Origin of the sequence: Roseateles oligotrophus (assembly GCF_025717515.1) — a bacterium.
GTDB lineage: Bacteria > Pseudomonadota > Gammaproteobacteria > Burkholderiales > Burkholderiaceae_C > Paucibacter_A > Paucibacter_A oligotrophus.
The window spans coordinates 461,305-484,088 of sequence record NZ_JAJIRN010000005.1 but is presented as its reverse complement, the minus strand read 5'-3'; the positions used below and the strand labels follow the sequence as shown (position 1 = coordinate 484,088).

Below are 22,784 nucleotides of genomic sequence, written 5' to 3'. Positions count from 1 at the left end.
GCACCAATGACGCACCCGACCTGCAATCGCCGCAAGCCGCCGCGGCGGCGCTGCGCGGTTTTTTTCGCATCGCCAAGGCCTGGGACCTGAGCAATGACGAGCAGCAGCGCCTGCTGGGCTGCGGGCGCACCAGCTTTTTCGACTGGAAGGCCGGCCGCATCAAGAGCGGTCTGGACGCGGCCACGCTGGAGCGGCTTTCGCATATTTTTGGCATCTACGCCGGCCTGCAAATCCTGCTGCCCATCCCCGAACGCGCCGATGCCTGGATCAAAAAAACCAATACCGCGCCGCTGTTCGGGGGGCGCAGCGCCTTGGACAGAATGTTGGCCGGCCAAGTGTCCGATTTGTTCGTGGTGCGCCAATACCTGGATGCCCAACGTGGCGGCTGGGCCTGACCCCCAAGACACCTGAATCATGGCCGCAGCCAAACGCGAAGCTATTCCCGTCACCGACCTGCTTTGGATCGATTCCTGCCGCCTGCTTCCGAGCCGCTACCCACCGATTTCGCTGTTTGAGCGAGTCGTCGATGCCGCCGATCTGGACTTTGTCTTTGCGATTGAATCGCTCGGCAATCCGCGCTTGCGCGACGAAATCGGCGAGTTGAGCTTGGTGCCGACCGAGCAGCGCATCAGCGGCCCTGGTTGCAGCCCCATCATGGCCGCCTTCACTCATCTGAACCCGGAGGGCAGCCGCTTCTCCGATGGCAGCTATGGCGTCTACTACGCGGCCAGCGAACTCGAAACCGCCGTGGCCGAAGTCAGCCATCACCGAGCCCTATTTTTGGCGCGCACGGCCGAGTCAGCCATCGATGTCGATTTGCGCTGCTACCGTGTCACGGTAAGTGCGCCATTAGGTGATCTGCGCGGTTTGCAAGGCAGGGCCGCCATCGCGCCCTTGTACGACCCGAACTCATACGCGGCCTCGCGGCCCTTCGCCCTCGCACAACGCGAGCTTGGCCGTGCCGGTCTGGTTTATGACAGCGTGCGCCGCGGTGGAGGCGAATGCGTGGCACTGTTCAACCCCCAAGCCACTGTGCCGCCTGCGCGCCAGGCCGAGCACGTAACGCTGCGCTGGAACGGTGAGCGAATAGGCGACTGGTATTTGAAGTCCGATCATCACAAGCTGTGACACTGGCCTCGGATGATGGCCGCCAGGCGCTGCACCAGTGGCCCGATTTTCTCCACCGGCACTTGGGCATAGCCCAGCATCAAGCCGCTCCACCCCGGCTTGCGCCGACCAATCTGATGCTGGCTGAGTGCCGGCGCGACAATGCCGGCGTTCATTGCTGCGGCACTGATCTGCATGTCATCCAGCCGATCAGAGTGAAAGCGCAGCGCCAAATGCATGCCGGCCGAAGTGCCGTGAATGCTGGCGAGGTCCGCCATATGCAATTGCAGCGCTGCAATCAAGGCGTCTCGGCGCTGCCGGTAGAGTCTGCGCATACGCCGCAGGTGCAGTCCGAATTGACCGTTACGCATGAATTCGGCCAAGGCCAGTTGATCGGCCGCCCGCCCCCGCGGTGCAGAGCGCGCCAACAGTGCCCGCAGCGGCTCGGCCAAGGCCTGCGGCACCACCAAGAAGCCAATACGCAGCCCTGGAAACAAGCTCTTGCTGAAAGTGCCAAGGTAGAGTACCGGAGCGTCGGCGGGCTCGGCCTCTACCGTGCCATCAACGCCAACAGCGCAGCCGGGATCTGCATCAAACAGATCGCAGGCCTGCCCTTGCATGGCGGCCAAGGGCGGGCCGTCATAGCGGAACTCGCTGTCGTAATCGTCCTCGATGATCAAGGCGCCGGCCACCCTAGCCTGCGCGATCAGGGCCAGACGGCGCTCCAGACTCAGTACGCCGCCGCTTGGATATTGGTGCGAGGGGGTCACATAGATCAGCCTTGGCGGATGCCGGCGCCAGTCACCGGCCTGGGCCGCCATGCCCTCCTCATCCACCGGGATGCCTATCACGTTCAGCTGTGCGCCACGAAAAGCGGTCAGCGCGCCGCCATAGCCCGGGCTCTCGATCCAGACCTTGTCGCCGGGGTCGGCAAAGGCGCGTGCGCAAAGATCCAGGCTGGCCTGCGTGCCATCGGTGATGAAGACTTGGCTTGACTCGCAGCGCACGCCCCGCGAGGCCCGCAGATGATCGGCAATGGCGCTGCGCAGGGCCGGTTCGCCGGCAGGCGCGCCGTAGTTAAGCTGCGCGCTGCCGAGTGAACGCCAGGCCTTCTCGCTCAAGCGTCGCCAAATCGACAAGGGGAACTCGGGCAGCGCCGGTACGCCGGGCGCAAAGCCGGCCGCCAAATCTGCCGCAACCGGCAGGCAGGCCAAACCGGCCGCTCGGCGCGACAAGCCTTGGCGCATCGACCTGGTTGGCAAGGTCAGCGCCCGCGCCGGGTGCAGAAGGCTGACCGTGGTGCCGCGCCTATCGCTGTTCACCAAGCCTTCGGTAGCCAATTGCTCGTAGGCATACAGCACCGTATTGCGAGCCACGCCAAGCTCAGTCGCCAAGGCCCGGCTGGCCAACAAGCGGCTGCCCGGGGCCAAGGTGCCGCTGCGTATGGCCTGGCGCAGGCATTCGTGCAATTTGCGCTGGCCGGACCAGCCAGAATTGGGCGAATCCAGGGACGATTTTGCTGAAGAAAAGCTATTCAACAACAGTAAATAGTCCACGCCATGGCTCCAAATTTAGCTGCGATTCTATCGATATAGAAGGAGCCATGAATCGAAATAAGTCCCGATTTGGCCGAGACGGCTTGAATCGGACTGCTTCGGGGTGGACGGCCCGGGCGCTGCGGGTGGTGTGTGGCCGCAGCATTTTCCTTGGCCTCGCGACGGCCACACCAGGAATACTCGTGGCTCTAAAAAAAATCAATGTCGTGGTTCTTTTAAAAGAACCACGACATGGCTACATTCGCATCTTCGCCGAATGAATGCGGTTCACCACCCTCCTTCAATGGCGCGGACCACATGTTTCTCTGCTGACTGCCCATTTGGCCATTCTCCCCATGTATATCCCTCCCTATCACGCCGAAACCGATTTGGACACCGTGCAGTCCTTGATTGATGCTCAGCCGCTTGGCGCCTGGGTAACGCTCAGCCCGGACGGCTTGATCGCCAACCATATCCCCTTCATTCTCGACCGCAGTCGAGGGGAGTTCGGAGTCTTGCGGGCACATGTCTCTCGCGCTAACACCGTCTGGCAGCGGTTCTCGACCGAGCAGGATTCCTTGGTGATGTTCCAGGGGCCACAGTCCTACATCACGCCGTCCTGGTACCCGACTCGGCTGAGCGAGGGCAAGGTCGTACCAACCTGGAACTACGCGGTCGTGCATGCGCATGGACGGCCGCGCGCAATAGAAGACCCACGCTGGATTCTTCAACTGCTCAAGGACCTTACCGAACACAGCGAGGCCGGGCAGGCCATGCCTTGGAAGGTCGCGGACGCGCCGCAAGAGTTCATCGAGCGGCTCGCCCGCGCCGTGGTCGGGATTGAGATTCCCATCACCAAGCTCCAAGGAAAATGGAAATTGAGTCAGGACGAAGCCATGCCGGATCGATTGGGTACCGTGGCTGGCTTGGCCGCACTGGGTGATGCAAATTCGCTGGCGCTGGCGCGACTGGTCGAGGAACAAATCAAATGACGACTATCGTGACCCGTCTGGCTGGCTTGCACGACCTTGACGCAATCGCTTCAATGTTCAACGCTTACCGCCAGTTTTACGAGCAGCCATCCGACCTGGAACTGACTCGTGAGTTCATCCGGACGCGCCTGCAAAACAGCGAATCCATCATCCTGCTCGCGGCTGATTCCAGCGGACAGTCAGCCGGCTTTTGCCAGCTTTACCCGAGCTTTTGTTCGGTCGAGGCCCAAGCCATCTACACTCTTTATGACCTGTTTGTGCGCCCCGAGTTCAGGCGCGCAGGCGCCGGCAAGGCCTTGCTCTTGGCCGCCCATGACCATGCGCAGACGGCGGGCAGGGTTCGGATGGACCTCACCACCGCCAAGACCAATTTGGCCGCCCAGGCGCTGTACGAGTCTTTGGGCTGGGTCAGGGATGAGGTCTTTCTGGCCTACAACAAACGGGTCGCGCTTGGCGTCACAAAACCTTGAACACCCGACCGGTCTGCGCGCCCTCGACACTGCGCTGATAGGCCAGCGCCGCGCGAGCCGCAGGCACAGGCTCGAAACCGGCGAAATAGGGGCCATATGTCGGGACAGACTCGGTCAATAGCGTCGGGCTGATCGCATTGATGCGGATGCCGCGGGGCAACTCAATGGCGGCCGCTTTGACAAAGCCTTCGATCGCCGCATTGACGGCGGTGGCGCTGGCGCCATAACGGATAGGCTCATCGGCCAGCACGCCGCTGATCAAGCTGATCGAACCGCCATCGTTCAGATAACGCTGGCCCAGCAAGGCCAGATTGACTTGACCCAGCAACTTGTCCTGCAGACCCAGATTGAATTGCTCGGGCGTCATCTCGGTCAGCGACCCGAAATGCACATTGCCGGCCGTGCTGACGATCGCGTCGATGCGCCCGACGGCCTCGAACATCGCGGCAATGCTGGCGCTTTGCGTCAGATCCACCCGTTGCTGACCGCTGTTGCGTCCCGCCGTGACGAGCTCGTGGCCGGCTTCGACAAAGTGCTTGTGGACCGCTTGGCCGAGGGTGCCGCTGGCGCCAATGAGGAGAATTTTCATGATCGAATTCCGCTGTTGTTGTGAAGAGGACTCTATTGTTTTACGAATCATTATTCGAATAAAGTAGCTATCAATTTACTCAATCGAAACCAATGGTTTCGTATCGCCATGGATTTGTTGCGCAGCATGGAAGTTTTGGTGGCGGCCGTGGAGGCAGGCAGTTTTGCGGCGGCGGCGCGGCAACTGGATCTGTCGGCGGTGATGGTGGGCAAGCACATCCTGCAACTGGAGGCGCATCTGGGCGCGCGCCTATTGCAGCGCAGTACCCGGCGCCACAGCCTGACCGAAATTGGCGCTGCGTTTTACGAGGACTGCAAGCGGGTGCTGGAGCAGGTGCGCTGGGCCGAGTCGGCGGTGGAGCGCAGCCGTGCCGAGCCGCAGGGCTTGTTGCGCATCAGCGCGCCGATTACCTTGGGCCATACCTTGATTGCGCCAATGCTGGCCCAGTTTCTGCAACTGCATCCGCTGGTGCGGGGCGATTTGCATCTGAGCGATAGCGTCAGCGATCTGGTCGGCGAGGGCTTCGATGCGGCGATAAGGATAGGCGAGGTCGGCGACGAAAGTCTGGTCGCCCGCCCCTTGCGCCCCTATCGCATGGTGATCGCGGCTGCACCCGGCTATCTGCAGCGCCGAGGCCGCCCCGAGCACCCGAGCGAGCTGCCTCGGCATGATTGCCTGAGCCACGCGGTCTGGCAGCGCCGTAGCGAATGGACGCTCAGCGATGGCTCGCAGAGTTGGGGCTGGCCCGAGCAGGCTCGGCTGAGTTGCAACCAGGGCGACGGGCTGCGCGCGGCGGCCTTGCAAGGGCTGGGCTTGATCATGCAGCCCGAAGTTCTGCTGGCCGAGGATCTGCGCCAAGGCCTGCTCTTGCCCCTGCTAACGGACTATCTACCCGCCGCCAGACCGGTGCACCTGGTCTATGCCGCCGACCGCCGGCAATTGCCCAAACTGAGCCGCTTCGTCGAGCATGTGCTGGCCAGCCTGGGACGCGAGAGCTGATTGACCGCCAAGCCAGTTCGACGCGTCAAGCCCTGCTTGACGCTCAGGCCGGGCAAGATGGCGATGGCGCGGGCCGATCAATCCACGAACAGCATGGCCGGGCTCTCCAATTGCGCCCGAATCGCCTGAATGAATTGAGCGGCGATCATGCCGTCGACCACCCGGTGATCAAAGGAGGACGACAGATTCATCATCAAGCGCCCGACCACCAGGCCGCCGCGCATCATCGGTCTCTCGACGATCTTGTTGACGCCGACGATCGCCACCTCGGGGTGATTGACCACCGGCGTGGTGACGATGCCGCCCAAGGCACCGAGGCTGGTCAGCGTCAGGGTCGAGCCGGTCAACTCGTCGCGGGTGGCACGCCCTGATCGGGCAACGTCGGCCAGTCGCTTGATCTCCACCGCACTTGACCACAGATCGTGGTTCTGCGCATCGCGCAAGACCGGCACCATCAAGCCGGCATCGGTCTGCGCCGCCACGCCCAGGTGAACAGCCGCGTAACGCGTTAGCACGCCGGCCTCGTCATCGAGCCGCGCATTCACCTGGGGGAACTCGACCACCGCTCTTGTGATCGCACGAACCAGCAAGGGCAGCACGGTCAACTTGCCGCGCGTTGCTCCCCAGCGCTGATTGAGCTGCTCGCGCAGGGCCTCGAGCTCGGTGACATCAACCTCCTCGACATAGCTGAAATGCGGAATCCGCCGCTTCGACTCCTGCATCTTCTGCGCGATCTTGCGGCGCAGGCCGGTGATCTTGATGACCTCATCGGCGGCCAAGGCCTTGCGGGGCGCCGGGGCTTGGGCAGCCGCATACGCTGTTGGGGACTTGGGCTGTGCGCTGACGCCTTCCAAGTCGGCATGCATGATGCGTCCGCCGGAACCGCTGGGCCGAACCTGCGCCAGGTCGATACCTAACTCCCAGGCACGTCGGCGCACCGACGGCGAGGCAATCGGCTTGTCGCTCGGGCTCAGGTCTTGCGGCCGGTGCACGGCCGCTGGCGGTGGACTCGCGACCGCTGCGGGCGCTTGCGCCATAGTCTTCGCCGCGATCGGGGCTGGCGCAGCAGTAGCAACTGGTGGGGGGGCAGATTCGGGTGCAGCTTCAGCCCCCGCCCCGTCCACCTCGATGCGCACCAGGTCCGAACCGACGCGCATCACCTCACCGGCCTCGCCGCCCAGCGCCAAGACCCGGCCATGCACCGGCGAAGGGATTTCCACCGTCGCCTTGTCCGTCATCACATCGGCCAGGATTTGATCCTCGGTGATGCTGTCGCCGACCTTGATCCGCCAGGCCACCACTTCAACTTCGACAATGCCTTCGCCGATGTCTGGCATTTTGATTGTGTGAATTCCCATCATTTCTCCATCGCGCGTTGTAGCGCCGCGGCCACGCGGGCCGGGCCAGGAAAATAGTCCCATTCCTGAGCATGCGGATAAGGCGTGTCCCAACCGGTCACGCGCTCGATCGGCGCCTCCAGGTGATAAAAGCAATGCTCCTGCACGAGGGCCACCAACTCGGCGCCGAAGCCGCTGGTGCGGGTCGCCTCATGCAGCACCACACAGCGGCCGGTCTTCTTGACCGAGTTGACTATTGCCGCCAGATCGAGCGGCCAGATGCTGCGCAGATCGATGATCTCGGCGTCGATGCCGGTCTCTTTGGCCGCCGCCTCGGCGACATAGACCATGGTGCCGTAGGTGATCACCGTCAGATCGCGGCCGGGCCGGAACAGCGTCGCCTGATCAAGCGGCAGGCTGTAATAACCCTCAGGCACCAGACCCAGCGGATGGTTGGACCAAGGCGTTGACGGCCGGTCATGGTGGCCATCAAATGGGCCGTTATACAGGCGCTTGGGCTCCAGGAATATGACCGGATCATCGCACTCGATGGCGGCGATCAACAGGCCCTTGGCGTCATAAGGATTGGTCGGCATCAGCGTTCGCAGGCCGCAGACATGCGTGAACAGCGCCTCCGGGCTCTGGCTGTGCGTTTGCCCACCGTAGATGCCGCCGCCACAAGGCATGCGCAGGGTCAGCGGTGCGGTGAAGTCGCCGGCCGAGCGGTAGCGCAGGCGCGCCGCTTCGGAGACGATCTGGTCCGAGGCCGGATAAAAGTAATCGGCGAACTGAATCTCGGCCACCGGCCGCAGGCCATAAGCCCCCATGCCGACGGCAACGCCGACGATGCCGCCTTCGGAGATCGGCGCATCAAAGACGCGCTGGTCGCCATATTTCTTCTGCAGCCCATCGGTACAGCGGAACACGCCGCCAAAGTAGCCAACATCCTGACCGAAGACCACCACATCGGGGTCGCGCTCCAGCATCACATCCATGGCCGAGCGCAAGGCCTGGATCATGGTCATCGGGACGCGCAATTGCTTGTTTTCTTGATCAGTCATTCTCGGCCTCCAAAGCGGCGCGCCTCGGCCATTTGCTGCTGCAAATGAGCCGGCATTTCCTTATAAACATCCTCGAACATCGACGCGATGCTGGGGATATGCCCATCGGCCAAGGTGCCAAAGGCCTCGGCCTCTTTTTGAGCCTTGATGATCTCGGCCTCCAACTCTTTTTGCACGGCCAGATGCTGCTCGTCCGACCATTCGCCCATGCCGATCAGATGGGCCTTCAGGCGCTCGATCGGATCACCCAGCGGGAAGCGCTGCCATTCATCGGCGGGCCGGTATTTACTCGGGTCGTCCGAGGTGGAATGTGGGCCGGCGCGGTAGGTGACCCATTCGATCAGTGTTGGCCCCAGATTGCGCCGGGCCCGTTCGGCCGCCCATTTGGAGACCGCGTAAACGGCCAGGAAGTCATTGCCGTCAACCCGCAGCGAGGCGATGCCGCAGCCCGAACCGCGGGCGGCAAATGTCGTGCCTTCGCCGCCGGCAATCGCCTGGAAGGTCGAGATCGCCCATTGGTTGTTGACCACATTGAGAATCACCGGCGCGCGGTAGACATGAGCGAAGGTCAAGGCGGTGTGGAAGTCGGCCTCGGCGGTGGCGCCGTCGCCTATCCAGCCCGAGGCGATGCGCGTGTCGCCCTTGATGGCCGAGGCCATCGCCCAACCTACCGCCTGAATGAACTGGGTCGCCAGGTTGCCGCTGATGCTGAAGAAACCGGCCCGCTTGATCGAATACATCACCGGCAGTTGCCTGCCCTTGAGCGGGTCACGCGAGTTCGACAGCAGCTGGCAAATCATCTCGACCAAGGGCACATCGTCGCGCGCCATCAACAGGCTTTGCTGGCGATAGGTCGGGAAGCACATATCGCCGTCGCCTAGCGCCATTGCGTGCGCACTGCCGATCGCCTCCTCGCCCAGGCTTTGCATGTAGAAGGACAGCTTTTTCTGGCGCTGCGCGATCAGCATGCGGCCATCAAAGACGCGGGTCTTGAGCATCGTGCGCAGGCCGCGCCTGAGTTGCTCGGGGCTCAGCTCGGGCGCCCAGGGGCCGCAGGCTTGGCCGTTGTCGTCCAGCACCCGGATGAGGCTATAGGCCAGATCCGCGGTGTCGACGGCGGCCACATCGATGGCCGGCTTGCGCACCACACCGGCCGGTGACAAATGCAAATAGGAAAAGTCGGTATGGCAGCCGGGCCGCCCCGTGGGCTCCGGCACATGCAAGCGCAGGCGCTCGCCATCGATGGCTTGATCGGTTTTCATGCGTCTCTCACTCCTGCGCGGATCTCGCGCCCAAGCAATCAAAAGCCGTGACGGGCAAGCTTAGCGGTGCTGCTCAGTCTGCCTCACGGAGGGTGCGCCGGGGTTGCCGGCGGCTCGGGGTCTAGCGTAGCGGATCGGCGAGCCTGTTTTGGAGTGAAGAGCCAAATTCGGCCCTGGAAAAAACCCTATGCAGCTAGCATCCAGGCTCTTCCTTCCAAGCTAGCCTATGTTGAAAACATTTCTTTGCGCCTTTTTATTGACCGGCTGCCTTGGCGCCCAAGCGAGCGAGTTGAAGTTGCGCATCCTGCAGACCAGCGATCTGCACATGAATTTGCTGAACTACGACTATTACCAAGACCGCAGTACCGATGAATACGGGCTGGCCAAGACCATCGGCCTGATCAACGCGGCGCGCGACGAGGCGCCCAACAACCTGTTGTTTGACAACGGCGACCTGCTGCAAGGCAACCCGCTGGGCGATGTGATCGCGCGCGGCCCGAACAGGCCCAAGGGATTGATCCATCCGGCCTACAAGGTCTTGAATCTGCTGCGTGTGGACGCCGCCAATCTGGGCAACCATGAGTTCAATTACGGCCTGCCCTTTTTGCGCGAAGCGATTGCCGGCGCGAATTTCCCCTATGTGAATGCCAACGTGATGCGGCTCACAGCCAAGGGCCAAGCCCCTCGCCATGCCTTCACGCCTTATGTGCTGCTGGAGCGCAACTTCAAGGATGAGGCCGGCCGGCCGCAGCGACTGAAGATTGGCGTGATCGGCCTGACCCCGCCGCAAATCATGCAGTGGGACAGGCCCAATCTGGAAGGCCAAGTCAGCACGCGGGATATGGTGGAGGCGGCGCGGGAATTGATTCCGCAGTTGCGAGCCAAGGGCGCGGACTTGGTGGTGGCGATTGCCCATACCGGTTTCGAAAAAACCTCGCAGCCGGATATGGCCGAGAACAAGGCCGCCGAATTGGCGCGCTTGCCGGGCCTGGACGCCCTGCTCTTGGGGCACGCGCACAGCGAATTTCCGAGCGCGCTGTTTGCCGATCATACCGGCGTCAACCTGAGCAAGGGCAGCATTCACGGCGTGCCGGCGGTGATGCCGGGCCGCTGGGGCGACCACCTGGGCCTGATCGACCTGACCCTCAGCCGGAATGCAGCAGGCAAGTGGCGGGTTGTCGACAGCCACTCCAAGCTGCGCGCGATCTACCGGCGCAGCAATCAAGAAGCCTTGGTGGCGGCCGACCCCATGGTGGCTCATGTGATCGCAGCCGAACATGCCGACACGCTGAAGGCGATGCGCGCCCAAGTCGCCAGCAGCTCGGCCGCCATTCACAGCTACTTCGCGCAGGTGCAGGACGACTCCTCGGTGCAATTGGTCGCGCAGGCACAGCTGGCCTATATGCGGCGTGCCGTACAGGGCACCGAGCTGGAGAAGCTGCCGCTGTTGTCGGCGGCGGCACCCTTCAAGTCCGGCGGCCGCCAGGGCTTCAACAACTACACCGACATCCCCGCCGGTCCCATCTTGGCCAAACATGTGGCGGACCTCTACGTCTACCCCAACACCATCAAGGCCCTCAAGCTCAGTGGTGCCGAGGTGCGTGAATGGCTGGAGATGTCGGCCGGTCAGTTCCGCCGCATCGACCCTGCCGGGCCGCCGACGCAAGAGCTGCTGGACGGCGACTTCCGGGCCTACAACTTCGATTCGATCGAAGGGATAACGTACGAAATAGACGTCACCCAGGCCGCCCGCTATGACGCCGAGGGTCGACGCGGCAAGTCAAACGAGCGGCGCATTGTCAATATGCAATATCAGGGCCGGCCGCTGGATGAACAAGCGCAGTTTCTGGTCGTCACCAACAACTACCGGGCCCATGGCGGTGGCAATTTTCCCGGCCTGAACGCCGGCAAGATCGTCGTCGACGCGCCGGATGAAACTCGCCAGGCCTTGTCGCAATACCTGAGCCAGGCAGGCCACTTCAACCCCAGCGCCGACGTCAACTGGCGCATCCGCCCGGTGCCCGGCATACAGCTGCACTTTGTGTCGGGGGCCGGGGGCCTTGCGTATTTGCCTGGCTCGACCAAGGTCAAACTGGTAAGAATGCACACAGATGGTTCCGCAATGTTTGAATTGACCCCCTGAACGAGGGGAGTCAAGCTCCTCTACCCGTCATCCAAGCGCCGAATTCCGCAACAATGGGGCGTCCGTTTGGCCTTGTCGTCGAGAGGCAAAGAATGATGGTGAGTGATATGCAAAATATGCTCTTGGCCAAGGACAGCCACAGATCCTCTTTGCTGGCCGTGCAACTGCATTTGGCCCGCATGGAGTTGCCGGCCGCGATGTCGGCGCTGCGAGCCTTCGCCGTTGCGCGGCCCGATAAATCCTCGGATGGAGGTTCCTCGAACCTTGATCTGGCCCCGTCGAACGAGTTGTTTGCGCAAATCCTGGATTTGTATACGCGGCTGCGCGTGGACGTCAATCTGGCCAATAGCGGACTGCTGGAGCAGGCGCTTGAAATGGCAAGGTCGGCCACTTTGCTGGAAGATGAGCCGCTGATCGAAGCGGCGGCACTGCATGTGTTGGCACTGCTGCAAGCCAGGATGCAAATGCACCATGGGGCGCTGTCGCAGCTCAGCCGAGCCCTTGAGTTGACCGAAGGCGCCAAGGAAGAAGAACTGGCCGACTGCATTCAGGTCAGCCGGGCAACCGTCATGGCTTTGGGCGAGATGTATGAAGATCTGCTGAGTCTGGTCGAGCAGATGCTGGTCAAGCGAGGCCGAATGGCGCCGTTGAGTCTCCATCGTCTTCTGGGTAGTGCGGCCACGGCCTGTTTTGTACTCGCCGACGAACAGATGGCGCCCGCCGGCGCGCCACTTTGGCTGCGCTGCAAGGCCTTGCATGAAGACGGCTTGAACGTCGCTCAACAGCATGGCTTGGCAGCCAGTGCGCTGGTCAGCCACCTCAATTTGTCCTTCATCGAAAGCCTGGTCGGAGAAACCGGCCAAGCTCGGCTCCATCTGGATGCTCTGGCCGACCCGCTCGTGCAGCAACTCTGCGAGCAGTTCAGGGGTGCGGCCTTGGGCATCGAACTCTCCCGACTGCTGATCGAATGGCGCGAACAAGCCACGGCCGAGGCCTGGCAAGCATTGCTTGCTTATGAGGTCGAACTCAGAGCCCAAAACGATGCCACCAAGTTCGTGCGTGAATATGCTTTGAGGGCGATCGCCCGTCATGGCCAAGATGCAGGTGACGCCGCCGCAGCCGTGCGCGCCAGCCACAGCTTGCTGGACATCTACCGTCAGCGCATGCGCGCCGTTTCTTCAACGTTGTCGAATGCGATGCAAGACGTTGTCGATTTGCAGCACACCAGGCTGGAGAACGAGCAACTGACCCGCCAAGGCAATCGGCTTGAACAGTCCTTGGCGGCTCGCAATGCCGAGCTGAGCCAGACTCTGGCCCGCTTGCAGACCGAAGCCAGCATCAGGCGCGCGGCGGAAGCCGCCTTGCAGCAGGCCAACGAAGAGTTGGAGGCTCGCGTCATGGCGCGCACCCAAGAACTGGAGCAAGCCCTGCGCGCTTTGATGCAGCAAGAGAAGCAGTTGGCCTTGGGCCGGGTGGTGGTGGGCATGGCGCATGAACTGAATACGCCACTGGGGAATGCGCGCATGGGGGCGTCGGTCATCCACGACCGCGCCGTCGAACTGGAGCATTGGCTCCAAGAGGGCCCATTGCGCCGCCAAGCATTGAGTGAAACCGCCAGCTCGCTACAAGAATGCTCATCGCTGGTGGACAGATCATTGGAGAGCGCTACCCAGCTGATTCAGCGCTTGAAGGCCTTGTCCAGCGATAGCTCTCAAGAAGCTGCCCAGGACTTCGATGTCTGTCTGCTGGTGCGCGACACCCTGGCACACAAGCAGCCGCGCCTGGATGCTGCCGGCATCAAATGCGACTTGAACTTGCCCGCACGCTTGCTGATGCATGGCGCCATGCATGCGCTGGGCGATGTGCTCGAAGAGCTACTGGATAACGTCATCGATCATGGCCTGAAGCAGGCCAGCCAACCGCTGCTCAGCTTGAATCTTCAAGCCCTTCCGAAGTCCTTCGATTTGACGATCAGTGACAACGGCTGCGGCATTTCGGCCGAGGCCTTGCCGCGCATTTTCGACCCCTTCTTCAGCGGGCAATTGGGCCGCTCGGGTGCCGGTTTGGGTTTGAGCGTCGTGCGAATGCTGGTGGAAGAGCTGCTGCAGGGCCGGATTTCGGTGCGCAGCCAAATTGGCCAGGGAACGACGGTTGAATTGAAGCTGCCCTTGAACTGATATCGAAGGGGGCTCAGCGGCTCAGGCGTGAATGTCCAGCATCGTGCCCGAAGCATCCAACTGAGTTTGCAGCACGCGAAGATTGGCCACGAAGGCATAGGTCGCGGATTTTTGGGTCATCAAATCGGTCTCTGCAGCGTTGCCGACCGAGTTGACTTGGCGCAACTGCCCTTTGACGCCACCCGATTCAAGGGTTTGCGCCTCGACCTGTTGGCGGCGGAAGTCGGAGGTTTGGGTGTTGGCAATATTGTTGGCCGACGCACGCAAGCGCTCGTTGGCCACGGAGATGCCGGACAAGGCGGTAGACAGACCGATGGACATGGCGAAACTCCGTACTGCTGGTGTATGCCTGGATTCTGCTTAAGTCATCGGCAGCGCGCGCCAGAACTTTAGAAAAGAAGGGATATTTCCCGTCAATTCGTCACGCCACCTGCATCTGAGCACGCGCAGACGAAAAAAAGCCCACCTTGCCAAGGTGGGCGATGCCGCCAGGAAGCCGCTTGGTCTAGCCCGCCAACTCCTCGAACCCGCCGGCCGAGATGAACACCCGCACGCTGTCTCCGCCTGCCGCCTTGGCCTCGGTGCAGGCCAACACCGCGGCTCCGATCACGGCATCGACACTCTCGAGCGTGGCCTGCAACTGCACTACGCCGACACAAGCCTTGACCCGAGTCCGGTGCAAGCCCCAGCGCAGACGGAAACCGGCAATGCCCGAACGCATCTTCTCGGCCACGATTTCGGCGTAATGCTGATCGCAGTTCGGCAGCAAGACCGCAAAGCAATCATTTTCAAGCCGCGCAACCAAGTCGGACGCTCGCACCTTGGTGATCAGCAACTGACCCAAGCCATAGAGGAAATGATCCCCGACCTCGACACCCATGCCGGCAATGACTTCGGAGAAATGGTCCACGTCGACCCACAGCACCGACACCGGCTCGTGCCGGCGGCTGCCCACATGCTCTGCCAAACGGCGCTCGAACTCACGCCGGTTCGCCAACTCGGTCAAGGCATCATGCTTGGCGGTCCAGGTCGGCTGCATACGCAGCTGGCGTGCCACGGTGACGTCATCCAATAGCCACAGCGCCTCGCCCGCCGGCTCATCCCATTGCACCGGCGTGGCCTGTAAACGGCCCCAAAAACGGCTGCCGTCCCGGCGTACATACTCGAACTCATCGTCCAGCGGGCGGCCACTGACGAATGCCGCCGTCATCCGTTCATGCACCGAACTCAGGGCAGCGTCCGACACATGCACGCTACGGGTGGACTGGCCGGTCAAATCGGTGTCGTCACCGTGACCAAAGAGGTGATTGAAATGCTCGCTCACCAAGGTGAAAACTTCGTCCTTGACGAAACCCACCGCCATCGGCGAGCGCACCATCAAGGCGCGCATTCGAGCGGCGATCACGTCTTGCGCGCCATCAGCGCCATCCGCTGGCTTTGTTGCTTCATGCATCTGCATCTCCTTTGCCGGTGGCTTCACCGAATCTCGACTATCGCAGGTGTAACGTATTTACGCCACGCAGAAAACCCCGAACAGGCAATCGTTTCAAGCTCTTTTGAGCCGAGCCTGGGGATTCCACCCTGGTGTGGCCACTTCAATACCAGGAAACTAGCCCTTCAACCTGGTCGCCTGGGAGGCCCATGATTCAGCCGATCTACCCGCAGCACAAGCTACGACGTCCACCTTCGCTGGGGCGATTGATGCTCAACGCACTGACGGCGGGTTCCATGGTCGGGATAGCGATCGGGACCGTACTCGCCCTATTTGCGAGTCCAAGCTCAGCCGAGCCGGCGCGAAACCAACTGGACACCACTCAACAAGCACTCGCAGCTGGTTTGATTTCAGCGCCACGCTCGGCGGCCGTCAAAGGGCTTGCCCGGTCGATCACCACTCTCCAGACACCCGGGGATTCTTGACGCCAGACCGAGTTGAAACGCATCAAGAGCGCGCCGCTGGGGCTGCGTACCAAACCGGTTGAGTGAGCGAGGCTGCCATCCGGGCTGACCACCACCTCATCCGGTGCCCAGGAGAATGGTGCCAACGGAGCTACAAAATGGGCGCGCCATTCGGACAGAACGGCCGCTTTGCCGCGCAACACCTCACCGCCACCAAAGAACAAAGCCTGCTCCGACAGGTGTCGTTCAAAAGCCGCCAAATCCCGCCGCGCCATGCTGGCCGCGAAACTGCATTCCGCCGCCGTGACATCGGAGCGCCATTGTTGAGCCGCAGGATTGTCCATGGGCTGAGCCTCGGCATTCAAGAACGACAAGCAAGCTAAAGCCAGCGAGAAAAAGAGAGTCTTCTTCATCCGGTAATTTCCTGTTGAAGATCGACTACATGGCCGGTGCGATCTGTTCGGCATAGTCGTAGAGCGCGCCCAAAATTTCCTGTCCACGCTCGTCGGCCGACTCGCTGAGTTGATCGATTTGCTCAAAGTGCGCGGACAAAGTCTGTGCACCGCCCTCCCCTTCATGCAAACGAGCTGCGCAATGGGCATTCCAGCGCTCTTGCTCGGCTGTGCTCAGGCTGGCCGGCCAGTTGCGCGCCCGGAACCTGAACACCAGCTCATCCAGGCGCGGGTCGGCAAAGCTCAGCTTGCCCTCGCTGGCTCGCTGCGTCAGTTGCTCGGGCGTCAAGCTACGCAGGCGCTGCAAGGCGCGCCGGTCGTCCGGGCCGATGAAGCCGCCATACAGGTCTTCGTCCACATCCGGCGTTAGGTTGGACTTTTCACGCTTGAACACCTCGCCCCAGAGGCCATCAAGCGCCCGGCCCTTTTTGTCCATCAGCAGCTGCGCATGGGCCAAACCCTGCGCCATATCCAGCCCCCATTGCTCGGCCAGTGCCGGCGACAAGGTCTTCAGATTGCCGATCACGATCGGCGATTTGTTGATGTGAATGGTCTTGATCGGCAGCCGCGTCTGGCCCTCGGGCAGATCCTCTTGCTTGACGAACAAGCGGCCACGGATGTCGGCAGCATTCAACGTCAGCAACTCGCTCGGGTCGGCCGCCAGGTCCCAGACGATCAACTCGTTCTTATTGGTCGGATGCGGCGCCAGCGGCCAGACCAAGGCGATGCAGCCGCGCTCGGGGCCGTACATGCCGGAGATGTGCAGGAACGGCCGGCCAACGCCGATTTCGGCCCAGACCGCGTCCTTTTTACGCAGCCGCAAGCAGAATTCGAACAACTTGGGTTGCGCGGTCTTCAGCAGCTTGGCCAAGGCGATGGTGGCGCGCACATCGCTGAGCGCGTCATGGGCGGCCTCGTGAACAAGCCCGTTGGCAACGGTCAGGTGCTCAAGCTTGAAGGAAGGCCGGCCGTCTTCATGTTTGGGCCACTGCAGCCCGTCGGGCCGCAGCGCGTAGGCGCAGCGCACGACATCCAGAATGTCCCAGCGACCACATTCGTTTTGCCACTCGCGCGCGTAAGGGTCGATCAGATTACGCCAGAACAAATGGCGCGTTACCTCATCGTCAAAGCGAATGGAGTTATAGCCGACGCCGACCGTGCCAGGCTCTGCCAAGGCGGCCTCGATCGCATCGGCGAACTGATGCTCAAGCACGCCTTTTTCGAGGCAGGCCTGCGGCAGGATGCCGGTCAACAGACAAGCCTCCGGGTCGGGCAAAAAATCCGGCGCCGGTTGGCAATAAAGCATCAAGGGTTCGCCGATTTCATTCAGGTCCGCATCCGTGCGCAGGCCCGCGAACTGCGCCGGGCGGTCGCGCCGCGGGACGCGACCGAAGGTTTCGTAGTCGTGCCAAAAGAATGTGATCTCGTTCATGGCCGGGAGGTTAACGCATCGTTCGGTCAAGCCAAAGAAATCCCGATTCGATCATCTTGAAGGCAAGCAATATTCAGTGTTGCCTTCAAGGTCGGGTGACGGTTGGGAAGGCGGCGCAGAAATTGACGCAGAAATCGGCTCACTCTGTGCTTGTCCTCCCGCCTTGTGCGACTTAGCCAATTGGCTTCGCTTTGCAGATTTTTGGCCGAGCAGTCGGGAAGCGGTGACCCGCGTGACCCCAGCTTCGCTCAACAAGGCGCCGGACTTGATGGCGTTGTCCAGGCCCAGCGTGCCACGCAGCCAGTTATCTTGCTTGCGACGCAAGACCAGCACAGCGATTTCCGCATGCTGGGGTGATGAGTTCTTGGCTTGGCGCTGAGCATATTGAAGTCGGGCCAGCGCTTCGCAGGCGTAGTTATTGCAGATATCACTGCGCATCGCGCGCGTCAAAACGCAGCCCTGCGACCCGTGATTGATACAGGAGCCGGCCTGCACTTTGCTCGGCAGGCGATCGATATAGAGAGCCATCAACTCGCCCGCGCTTTGTAGTCGGGGCTGTTCGGCCATCACACGACGCACCGTTGACGCAGTTAAATAAGCTTCATTGCCCCCCTGCGTACAGCAGCCTCCGCCGCACATTGCGCAGAGGCGGCCGGGCAATTCGGAAGTCGTGCCCAGGGCGGCAAGCTCTTGCCCTCGGGCGATTACCTTCCGTGCAAGTATTTCAAGCCCGGGCGCAGGCGATGCTACATCTGGCGGATTCAAGGCCTCGGCAATGATCTTGGCGAGATGCTCGCGGTAGCTGTGCCGACGCTGCGCAGTCAGTTTGCTTGCCCGCGGCGGGCCGGACGGAACCACCAACTGCAATAGCTGTGACTGCAACGCTTCGGCTGCCCACCTTTGCCTCAGCTTGCCCCATGCCGCCGAGTTTTGTTGCGCCTCGATTTCGCTCTTCTCCTGGGCCAGTTTGGCGCGCGCCATTCGCCCTTGGGTTTGGCTTGCTTCGATTTGCAAATAGTGCTTGAAGCCGGCTTCGCTCATTTCGCCTCGGCGACTGACTATCATGCGACAGGCGACGGTTTGGCAGCAGGGGTAATTGGCTGCAATCGAACAGGTTTGCTGCCCGCCAATTGGCAGCGCCGGCAAGGCGGCTGCACAAACGACGCAATGTTGCTTGGCCGCCCTTGACCATGCTTGACGCTGAATCGACTCCATCATTGGCAGCAATCTTTCATGGTTCGGGCTTGGCAGTCAGGTTGAGGCTATGTCATTGAATTGGAAGCGTTCAAGGATTTTCGTGTGCTCCCTTGTCAGCCATCCCTAATGCGGAGCCTCAACTACAAAATTGCTTTGAATATCTTCGCATGCCGGCCGCGTATTGGCTGCTAGCTTACCGGCTTGATGGGCTCATTCGCTCCACCGCGAGGCCGACAGGCATAGCTTTCGGTACGACTGAGTCATTCGGGATGCTGATGCGCTTGCTTCCTTTTCAATCAGAAAATATCCCCTGGCCCCTCGAAGTCTTTGGGGCAAGCCGCGTCCAGTAGCAATTTGAAAAGCCTCACGCCAAGTCCGACAGAGTCAGCATGGGATGATCGAATATCCAATCCATCTTTGCTGTCCAGGCAACGAACTCTGTCAAAAGCCATGAAGCGCAAAAAGCCAACAGCCTCAGCACCTGCAAATCAATTGCAAATCGGCATGCAGTTGGCCTTGGCCAAACACCAAGCCGGGCAAATTCAGGCGGCGGCCGATCATTACCGCGTTATCTTGAGCCTTGCCCCTGATCTTCCCGATGCATTGCATTATTTGGGAGTCGCGGAACACCAATTGGGTCGACCTAACGAAGCGGCTCGACTGATCGACCGAGCTGTGACCCTGGCGCCTTCTTATGTGGACGCCCACAACAACCTCGGTAACGTCTACAAAGAACTGGGTGAGTTGACACAAGCGGAGAAAGCCTACCGAGCTGCGATTGCCGTCCGCCCTCAGTTTGTGATGGCGCATAACAACTTGGGCGTGGTGCTCGCCAAGCAAGAGCGCTTTGATGAAGCGATTGCCAGCTACCAGCAAGCCGTCACACTTAAAGACGACTTCGCTGACGCTTGGCACAACCTCGGCAACACTTTGAAGAAAGCCGGCCTCATTGAAGATGCGCTCACCGCCTACCGTCGCGCCATTGAACTCGCCCCGTACACGCCCGGGGCCTATCAAGATTTGGGCAGGGCCCTTGCGATATCCAAACGCTTTGACGAAGCACTGATGGTCTACAAGCAGTGGCATGCGCTCGACCCTAACAACCCCGTGATCGAACACATGATCGCCGCCTACGAGGGCGAATCCAGGCTTAGCCGCGCCTCCGACGGTTACGTGCAAGCCACCTTCAACAGCTTCGCCGAAAGCTTTGATGAGGTGCTTGCTCATTTGGACTACCAAGCGCCGGCACTGACCGGCGAATTGGTGGCCGCAATATTGGTCGAACCCGCGGCCACGCTTCAAGTCCTGGACGCCGGTTGCGGTACCGGCCTGTGTGCCCCCTACCTCAAGCCCTATGCGGCCACCCTGGTCGGCGTGGACTTGTCCGAGGGCATGTTGGCCCAGGCTGCCCTGCGCCATAGCTACGATAGACTGGATCAGGCCGAGCTCACGGTTTACCTGGGCACACACCTCGGTCAATTTGACCTGATCGTCTCGGCCGACACCTTGTGCTATTTCGGCGCTCTGCAAGATGTACTGACCGCCGCCGCGCAAGCACTGCGGCCCGGCGGCCACCTGATCTTCACGGTCGAAGAGCGCGGCGCCGACTGTAGCCCCGGCTACACCTTGCAACACCATGGGCGCTACACCCATAGCGTCGGCTACGTGAACGGACTGCTCGAAAGTACTGGCCTCTCGATCAAGGCCATGAGTCAAGTCACCCTGCGTACGGAAAGCGATCTCCCGGTGAAAGGGTTATTAGTCGCGGCGCACAGAGCGTGGAGTCAAGCCTAAATCTGCCGGGCGCCGCTCTTTTGAGATGTGACTTGCTTGCTGGCGCAACGAAGGGATACTCGATGTGCATGGAATTGGAAGGGTTAGGGAAGTCCTGCGTAACTCCCTGCGTTGTGAGGTAGGCGTAAGCCCGCAGAAGAAAAATATCCACCATGAAACAGGCCTCTTTTGACATGAAACTCAGCGTCAAGAAAACTCGTAAACCCGAGTTCCTTGGACAGATGGAGTTGGTTGTCCCGTGGAAGGAGCTGGTCGAGTTGATCGCCCCGTTTTGGACGGCCGCCCTTTTCCTTGGAAGCCATGCTGCGCACCCATTTCATGCAGCAGTCAGGCCGGCGTCGGCAACGCCGCCATGCTGGCATGCAATTCCTGGTAAGTCTTCAGCTGATCCACAAAAGCCGTTGCGGCTGCAGCCTGCAAGGTCGGCAAATCGGATATCTTCTTCCAGGACCTGACCGTCAGATCAAGCATCTCGTGATACATCACGAAGCGTTCGACCCGATAGGTGATGTATTGCAGGTCCTTGCCTAGATCAATGTATTTTGCGGCCAAGTTATCAGACTCTTGTTTCAGCGCCTTGACTTCCGTTGCTTTTTTTTCGATCTCCTTGGGCAGGGTCGGCCTGAGGGCATTCACCAGCAGAATCTTCTTGTGCAGGGCAATGCGGGCGTTATCAATCGCGTTGACCTTCTTGTCATAGGACTCCTTGGCTTCCTTGTTCTTGGGCCCCATATGATTCATATTGCTGATGCCTTCGTCGCCAAACCAGCCCAGCCAGCGCACCAACTTCTTGTCATCAAGCTCAAAACACGTATCTTTGTCGCCACGCTGCCTATGGGCTTGCCAATACTCCCAAATCTCTTTGTTGACCTTGTGATGCTCGTTCTTGTTATAACCCCAATAGGCGACGGCTCCGACGGTAATCACGGCCGGCAATGCATATAAGGTCGCTGCCGCGGCCACCGACATGCCGGCCATGGTCGCGGCTGTTGCCGCTCCCGGCAGTGCCATGGCACCTGTGACCAGGCCAGCTCCACCAGCCACCTGTCCTGCCGAGTTCACAGCGGTGTCGCCTCGGTTACCTGAGCGCAAGCGAGTCTTGGCCCAGGAATACCAACTGCTGGTGTGCTCACCACGGCAGTTGAGGTAGCTTTGCTTCAGATGCGCGTCCCAGTTGCTGGGGGTGGCATTCAGCGACTTCAACTTCAACATACTCATAAATGTCTCCTCGATAAAAGCTAGCGTCTGTTCTGTTCTGTTCTGTTCTGTTTGATTCAGCTTCAGGCGACGGTGCGTTCGGCTCGCAACTCGTCTGTCATCGCACGGGTTGACCAGGCGGTTGCGGCGCCGGAGTAGTAAACCGTCAATACCTGGGTGGCCCCATTCATGACCACATTCAAGCCCCGCCGTGACTGCGTGGAAATAAAATAATAAGACCGGTTTGGGCCTCGCTCATCATTGCCCGCGGTGTTGGCGCGGCGCAAGACAATGGCCTTCTTGATGGCCTGCGCATAGGTATCGGCCGCCACCGAATGACCGCCGCGTGGATTGACCAAGTCATTCAGCAGTTCCAGATGAAACCTGCAGCCATCCACGCCTGAGGGCAACATCAAATCCAGCGCCTTGCCGTCAAAATTCCGGTCCAAGTGCGCCAACTTCCACAAGTCGGTGCCGCCCAAGGCCTTGGCCACCGATTGCAAGCGATTCAAGACCAGCGGTATGGTCAGCCATTTCTCGGCGCTAGCCAGGTCCTTGATCGCCACATCCTCGACATCACCATAGTTGTCAAAGCGATCGAAACTGGCGCCCAACAAGGAAACCCTGTTGTCGGCGTCGCCCAGTGCAATCTCCAAGGCGGCGATCAAGGAAATTTGCGCCGCTTCGGGAATGTTCGGGTACTTCAGCGTCTTGACGAATTTGCCGTCGCCAACCTCGGTCCAAGCACTGGGCAGCAATACCTCGGGTGGGCCCTTCGGCGTCATGGGAGGAGCTTTCGGTGGCCGCATCTCCTTGCCGGTATAGATCAAGTTCGCATGCCAAGTGCTGGTCGGGCAAGCCAGACCCGGGCGCTTGCCATAGCTGGTGCCGACCGTCGGACCGTCACTATCAAGCGGCGGCGCTTCAGGGCCGGTCGCGACCGTATTGCAGGTCGCACATTTGAACATCAGAAAATAGGGCATCTGGTGACCTCCAATCGCTAGCTATCCAATGGACCACAGGGTGTCGGTGCCCGCCCACCGCCACAACTTCATATCGCCGGTCGGGTACATCGCGGTGCGCACGCCGACCCAGTCCGCATACTCGGTTTTCGCCGCGAGGAAGGATGGGGCCACGAGGATAA

At 60.9% G+C, this 22,784-nt stretch carries 21 protein-coding genes and 1 pseudogene; 10 read left to right on the top strand and 12 right to left on the bottom strand.

Annotation, left to right across the window (positions count from 1 at the left end):
- Nucleotides 1–20: 20 nt before the first annotated feature.
- Together LNV07_RS13385 and LNV07_RS13380 are read left to right on the top strand one after the other, a co-directional pair.
- Nucleotides 21–395 carry an MbcA/ParS/Xre antitoxin family protein gene (locus LNV07_RS13385; protein WP_263571677.1) on the top strand — a complete coding sequence of 125 codons (375 nt, stop codon included), beginning with the start codon at nucleotides 21–23 and terminating at the stop codon, nucleotides 393–395.
- A 19-nt stretch (nucleotides 396–414) separates the two neighbouring features.
- The gene (locus LNV07_RS13380) at nucleotides 415–1,128 is read left to right on the top strand and encodes an RES family NAD+ phosphorylase (protein ID WP_263571653.1); all 714 of its coding nucleotides are present in this window, start codon (nucleotides 415–417) and stop codon (nucleotides 1,126–1,128) included.
- On the opposite strand, the gene LNV07_RS13375 is transcribed toward LNV07_RS13380, so the two are convergent.
- Complete coding sequence (locus LNV07_RS13375; protein ID WP_263571652.1) at nucleotides 1,116–2,663, bottom strand: aminotransferase-like domain-containing protein; 1,548 nt, start codon at nucleotides 2,661–2,663, stop codon at nucleotides 1,116–1,118. The two genes, LNV07_RS13380 and LNV07_RS13375, sit on opposite strands and share 13 nt — an antisense overlap.
- A gap of 47 nt (nucleotides 2,664–2,710) precedes the next feature.
- On the opposite strand from LNV07_RS13375, the gene LNV07_RS13370 reads away from it, so the two are divergent.
- The 3 genes from LNV07_RS13370 to LNV07_RS13360 all read left to right on the top strand — a co-directional run bounded on the left by LNV07_RS13370 (nucleotide 2,711) and on the right by LNV07_RS13360 (nucleotide 4,104).
- Nucleotides 2,711–2,923 (top strand): hypothetical protein, encoded by a 213-nt coding sequence (locus LNV07_RS13370; RefSeq protein ID WP_263571651.1) that lies wholly within the window; start codon nucleotides 2,711–2,713, stop codon nucleotides 2,921–2,923.
- A 75-nt stretch (nucleotides 2,924–2,998) separates the two neighbouring features.
- Nucleotides 2,999–3,634, top strand: coding sequence for an FMN-binding negative transcriptional regulator (locus LNV07_RS13365; protein WP_263571650.1), 636 nt, complete (start codon nucleotides 2,999–3,001; stop codon nucleotides 3,632–3,634).
- On the top strand, nucleotides 3,631–4,104 hold the full coding sequence (locus LNV07_RS13360; protein WP_263571649.1) for a GNAT family N-acetyltransferase: 474 nt from the start codon (nucleotides 3,631–3,633) through the stop codon (nucleotides 4,102–4,104). The genes LNV07_RS13365 and LNV07_RS13360 overlap by 4 nt, the downstream gene beginning before the upstream one ends.
- On the opposite strand, the gene LNV07_RS13355 is transcribed toward LNV07_RS13360, so the two are convergent.
- Nucleotides 4,091–4,693, bottom strand: coding sequence for a short chain dehydrogenase (locus LNV07_RS13355; protein WP_263571648.1), 603 nt, complete (start codon nucleotides 4,691–4,693; stop codon nucleotides 4,091–4,093). The two genes, LNV07_RS13360 and LNV07_RS13355, sit on opposite strands and share 14 nt — an antisense overlap.
- 108 nt (nucleotides 4,694–4,801) lie before the next feature.
- Between LNV07_RS13355 and LNV07_RS13350 the strand changes: the two genes are divergently transcribed.
- Nucleotides 4,802–5,692 (top strand): LysR family transcriptional regulator, encoded by an 891-nt coding sequence (locus LNV07_RS13350; protein ID WP_263571647.1) that lies wholly within the window; start codon nucleotides 4,802–4,804, stop codon nucleotides 5,690–5,692.
- A gap of 77 nt (nucleotides 5,693–5,769) precedes the next feature.
- On the opposite strand, the gene LNV07_RS13345 is transcribed toward LNV07_RS13350, so the two are convergent.
- Genes LNV07_RS13345 through LNV07_RS13335 form a run of 3 tightly spaced genes read right to left on the bottom strand, consistent with a single transcriptional unit; the run spans nucleotide 5,770 to nucleotide 9,352 of the window.
- Nucleotides 5,770–7,050, bottom strand: coding sequence for a dihydrolipoamide acetyltransferase family protein (locus tag LNV07_RS13345; RefSeq protein ID WP_263571646.1), 1,281 nt, complete (start codon nucleotides 7,048–7,050; stop codon nucleotides 5,770–5,772).
- On the bottom strand, nucleotides 7,050–8,090 hold the full coding sequence (locus LNV07_RS13340; RefSeq protein WP_263571645.1) for an alpha-ketoacid dehydrogenase subunit beta: 1,041 nt from the start codon (nucleotides 8,088–8,090) through the stop codon (nucleotides 7,050–7,052). The genes LNV07_RS13345 and LNV07_RS13340 overlap by 1 nt, the downstream gene beginning before the upstream one ends.
- On the bottom strand, nucleotides 8,087–9,352 hold the full coding sequence (locus LNV07_RS13335; protein WP_263571644.1) for a 3-methyl-2-oxobutanoate dehydrogenase (2-methylpropanoyl-transferring) subunit alpha: 1,266 nt from the start codon (nucleotides 9,350–9,352) through the stop codon (nucleotides 8,087–8,089). Before LNV07_RS13335 ends, LNV07_RS13340 begins: the two co-directional genes overlap by 4 nt.
- Nucleotides 9,353–9,578: 226 nt before the next feature.
- On the opposite strand from LNV07_RS13335, the gene LNV07_RS13330 reads away from it, so the two are divergent.
- A complete protein-coding gene (locus LNV07_RS13330; protein ID WP_263571643.1) occupies nucleotides 9,579–11,495 on the top strand; it encodes a bifunctional 2',3'-cyclic-nucleotide 2'-phosphodiesterase/3'-nucleotidase in 1,917 nt (638 codons plus the stop codon).
- 107 nt (nucleotides 11,496–11,602) lie between these two features.
- The gene (locus LNV07_RS13325) at nucleotides 11,603–13,672 is read left to right on the top strand and encodes a sensor histidine kinase (protein WP_263571642.1); all 2,070 of its coding nucleotides are present in this window, start codon (nucleotides 11,603–11,605) and stop codon (nucleotides 13,670–13,672) included.
- 21 nt (nucleotides 13,673–13,693) lie between these two features.
- Here LNV07_RS13325 and LNV07_RS13320 read toward each other — a convergent pair whose 3' ends face one another.
- From LNV07_RS13320 to LNV07_RS13300, 5 genes are all read right to left on the bottom strand, one after another.
- Nucleotides 13,694–13,993 carry a flagellar basal body rod protein gene (locus tag LNV07_RS13320; protein ID WP_263571641.1) on the bottom strand — a complete coding sequence of 100 codons (300 nt, stop codon included), beginning with the start codon at nucleotides 13,991–13,993 and terminating at the stop codon, nucleotides 13,694–13,696.
- Nucleotides 13,994–14,177: 184 nt separating this feature from the next.
- Nucleotides 14,178–15,125: a GGDEF domain-containing protein gene (locus LNV07_RS13315; RefSeq protein WP_263571640.1), complete on the bottom strand. Its 948-nt coding sequence runs from the start codon at nucleotides 15,123–15,125 to the stop codon at nucleotides 14,178–14,180.
- 361 nt (nucleotides 15,126–15,486) lie between these two features.
- Nucleotides 15,487–15,981: a YybH family protein gene (locus tag LNV07_RS13310; protein ID WP_263571639.1), complete on the bottom strand. Its 495-nt coding sequence runs from the start codon at nucleotides 15,979–15,981 to the stop codon at nucleotides 15,487–15,489.
- Nucleotides 15,982–16,006: 25 nt separating this feature from the next.
- Complete coding sequence (gene sbcB, locus LNV07_RS13305) at nucleotides 16,007–17,452, bottom strand: exodeoxyribonuclease I (protein ID WP_263571638.1); 1,446 nt, start codon at nucleotides 17,450–17,452, stop codon at nucleotides 16,007–16,009.
- Nucleotides 17,453–17,503: 51 nt separating this feature from the next.
- On the bottom strand, nucleotides 17,504–18,493 hold the full coding sequence (locus tag LNV07_RS13300; protein WP_263571637.1) for a hypothetical protein: 990 nt from the start codon (nucleotides 18,491–18,493) through the stop codon (nucleotides 17,504–17,506).
- Nucleotides 18,494–19,099: 606 nt separating this feature from the next.
- Between LNV07_RS13300 and LNV07_RS13295 the strand changes: the two genes are divergently transcribed.
- Both LNV07_RS13295 and LNV07_RS13290 read left to right on the top strand, forming a co-directional pair.
- Complete coding sequence (locus LNV07_RS13295; RefSeq protein ID WP_263571636.1) at nucleotides 19,100–20,443, top strand: tetratricopeptide repeat protein; 1,344 nt, start codon at nucleotides 19,100–19,102, stop codon at nucleotides 20,441–20,443.
- A 152-nt stretch (nucleotides 20,444–20,595) separates the two neighbouring features.
- Nucleotides 20,596–20,770 (top strand): annotated as a pseudogene (locus LNV07_RS13290) (IS5/IS1182 family transposase); the annotation flags it as partial.
- On the opposite strand, the gene LNV07_RS13285 reads toward LNV07_RS13290, so the two are convergent.
- Nucleotides 20,771–21,661 (bottom strand): hypothetical protein, encoded by an 891-nt coding sequence (locus LNV07_RS13285; RefSeq protein ID WP_263571678.1) that lies wholly within the window; start codon nucleotides 21,659–21,661, stop codon nucleotides 20,771–20,773.
- A gap of 62 nt (nucleotides 21,662–21,723) precedes the next feature.
- Nucleotides 21,724–22,623, bottom strand: coding sequence for a hypothetical protein (locus LNV07_RS13280; protein ID WP_263571635.1), 900 nt, complete (start codon nucleotides 22,621–22,623; stop codon nucleotides 21,724–21,726).
- Nucleotides 22,624–22,784 lie beyond the last annotated feature (161 nt).

Bases quoted from the DNA above. Each gene is read 5' to 3' on its own strand.
- LNV07_RS13380 (WP_263571653.1), top strand. From the start codon at position 415: ATGGCCGCAGCCAAACGCGAAGCTATTCCCGTCACCGACCTGCTTTGG.
- LNV07_RS13370 (WP_263571651.1), top strand. From the start codon at position 2,711: ATGAATCGAAATAAGTCCCGATTTGGCCGAGACGGCTTGAATCGGACT.
- LNV07_RS13365 (WP_263571650.1), top strand. From the start codon at position 2,999: ATGTATATCCCTCCCTATCACGCCGAAACCGATTTGGACACCGTGCAG.
- LNV07_RS13360 (WP_263571649.1), top strand. From the start codon at position 3,631: ATGACGACTATCGTGACCCGTCTGGCTGGCTTGCACGACCTTGACGCA.
- LNV07_RS13355 (WP_263571648.1), bottom strand. From the start codon at position 4,693: ATGAAAATTCTCCTCATTGGCGCCAGCGGCACCCTCGGCCAAGCGGTC.
- LNV07_RS13350 (WP_263571647.1), top strand. From the start codon at position 4,802: ATGGATTTGTTGCGCAGCATGGAAGTTTTGGTGGCGGCCGTGGAGGCA.
- LNV07_RS13345 (WP_263571646.1), bottom strand. From the start codon at position 7,050: ATGGGAATTCACACAATCAAAATGCCAGACATCGGCGAAGGCATTGTC.
- LNV07_RS13340 (WP_263571645.1), bottom strand. From the start codon at position 8,090: ATGACTGATCAAGAAAACAAGCAATTGCGCGTCCCGATGACCATGATC.
- LNV07_RS13335 (WP_263571644.1), bottom strand. From the start codon at position 9,352: ATGAAAACCGATCAAGCCATCGATGGCGAGCGCCTGCGCTTGCATGTG.
- LNV07_RS13330 (WP_263571643.1), top strand. From the start codon at position 9,579: ATGTTGAAAACATTTCTTTGCGCCTTTTTATTGACCGGCTGCCTTGGC.
- LNV07_RS13325 (WP_263571642.1), top strand. From the start codon at position 11,603: ATGCAAAATATGCTCTTGGCCAAGGACAGCCACAGATCCTCTTTGCTG.
- LNV07_RS13320 (WP_263571641.1), bottom strand. From the start codon at position 13,993: ATGTCCATCGGTCTGTCTACCGCCTTGTCCGGCATCTCCGTGGCCAAC.
- LNV07_RS13315 (WP_263571640.1), bottom strand. From the start codon at position 15,125: ATGCATGAAGCAACAAAGCCAGCGGATGGCGCTGATGGCGCGCAAGAC.
- LNV07_RS13310 (WP_263571639.1), bottom strand. From the start codon at position 15,981: ATGAAGAAGACTCTCTTTTTCTCGCTGGCTTTAGCTTGCTTGTCGTTC.
- sbcB (WP_263571638.1), bottom strand. From the start codon at position 17,452: ATGAACGAGATCACATTCTTTTGGCACGACTACGAAACCTTCGGTCGC.
- LNV07_RS13300 (WP_263571637.1), bottom strand. From the start codon at position 18,493: ATGAGCGAAGCCGGCTTCAAGCACTATTTGCAAATCGAAGCAAGCCAA.
- LNV07_RS13295 (WP_263571636.1), top strand. From the start codon at position 19,100: ATGAAGCGCAAAAAGCCAACAGCCTCAGCACCTGCAAATCAATTGCAA.
- LNV07_RS13285 (WP_263571678.1), bottom strand. From the start codon at position 21,661: ATGAGTATGTTGAAGTTGAAGTCGCTGAATGCCACCCCCAGCAACTGG.
- LNV07_RS13280 (WP_263571635.1), bottom strand. From the start codon at position 22,623: ATGCCCTATTTTCTGATGTTCAAATGTGCGACCTGCAATACGGTCGCG.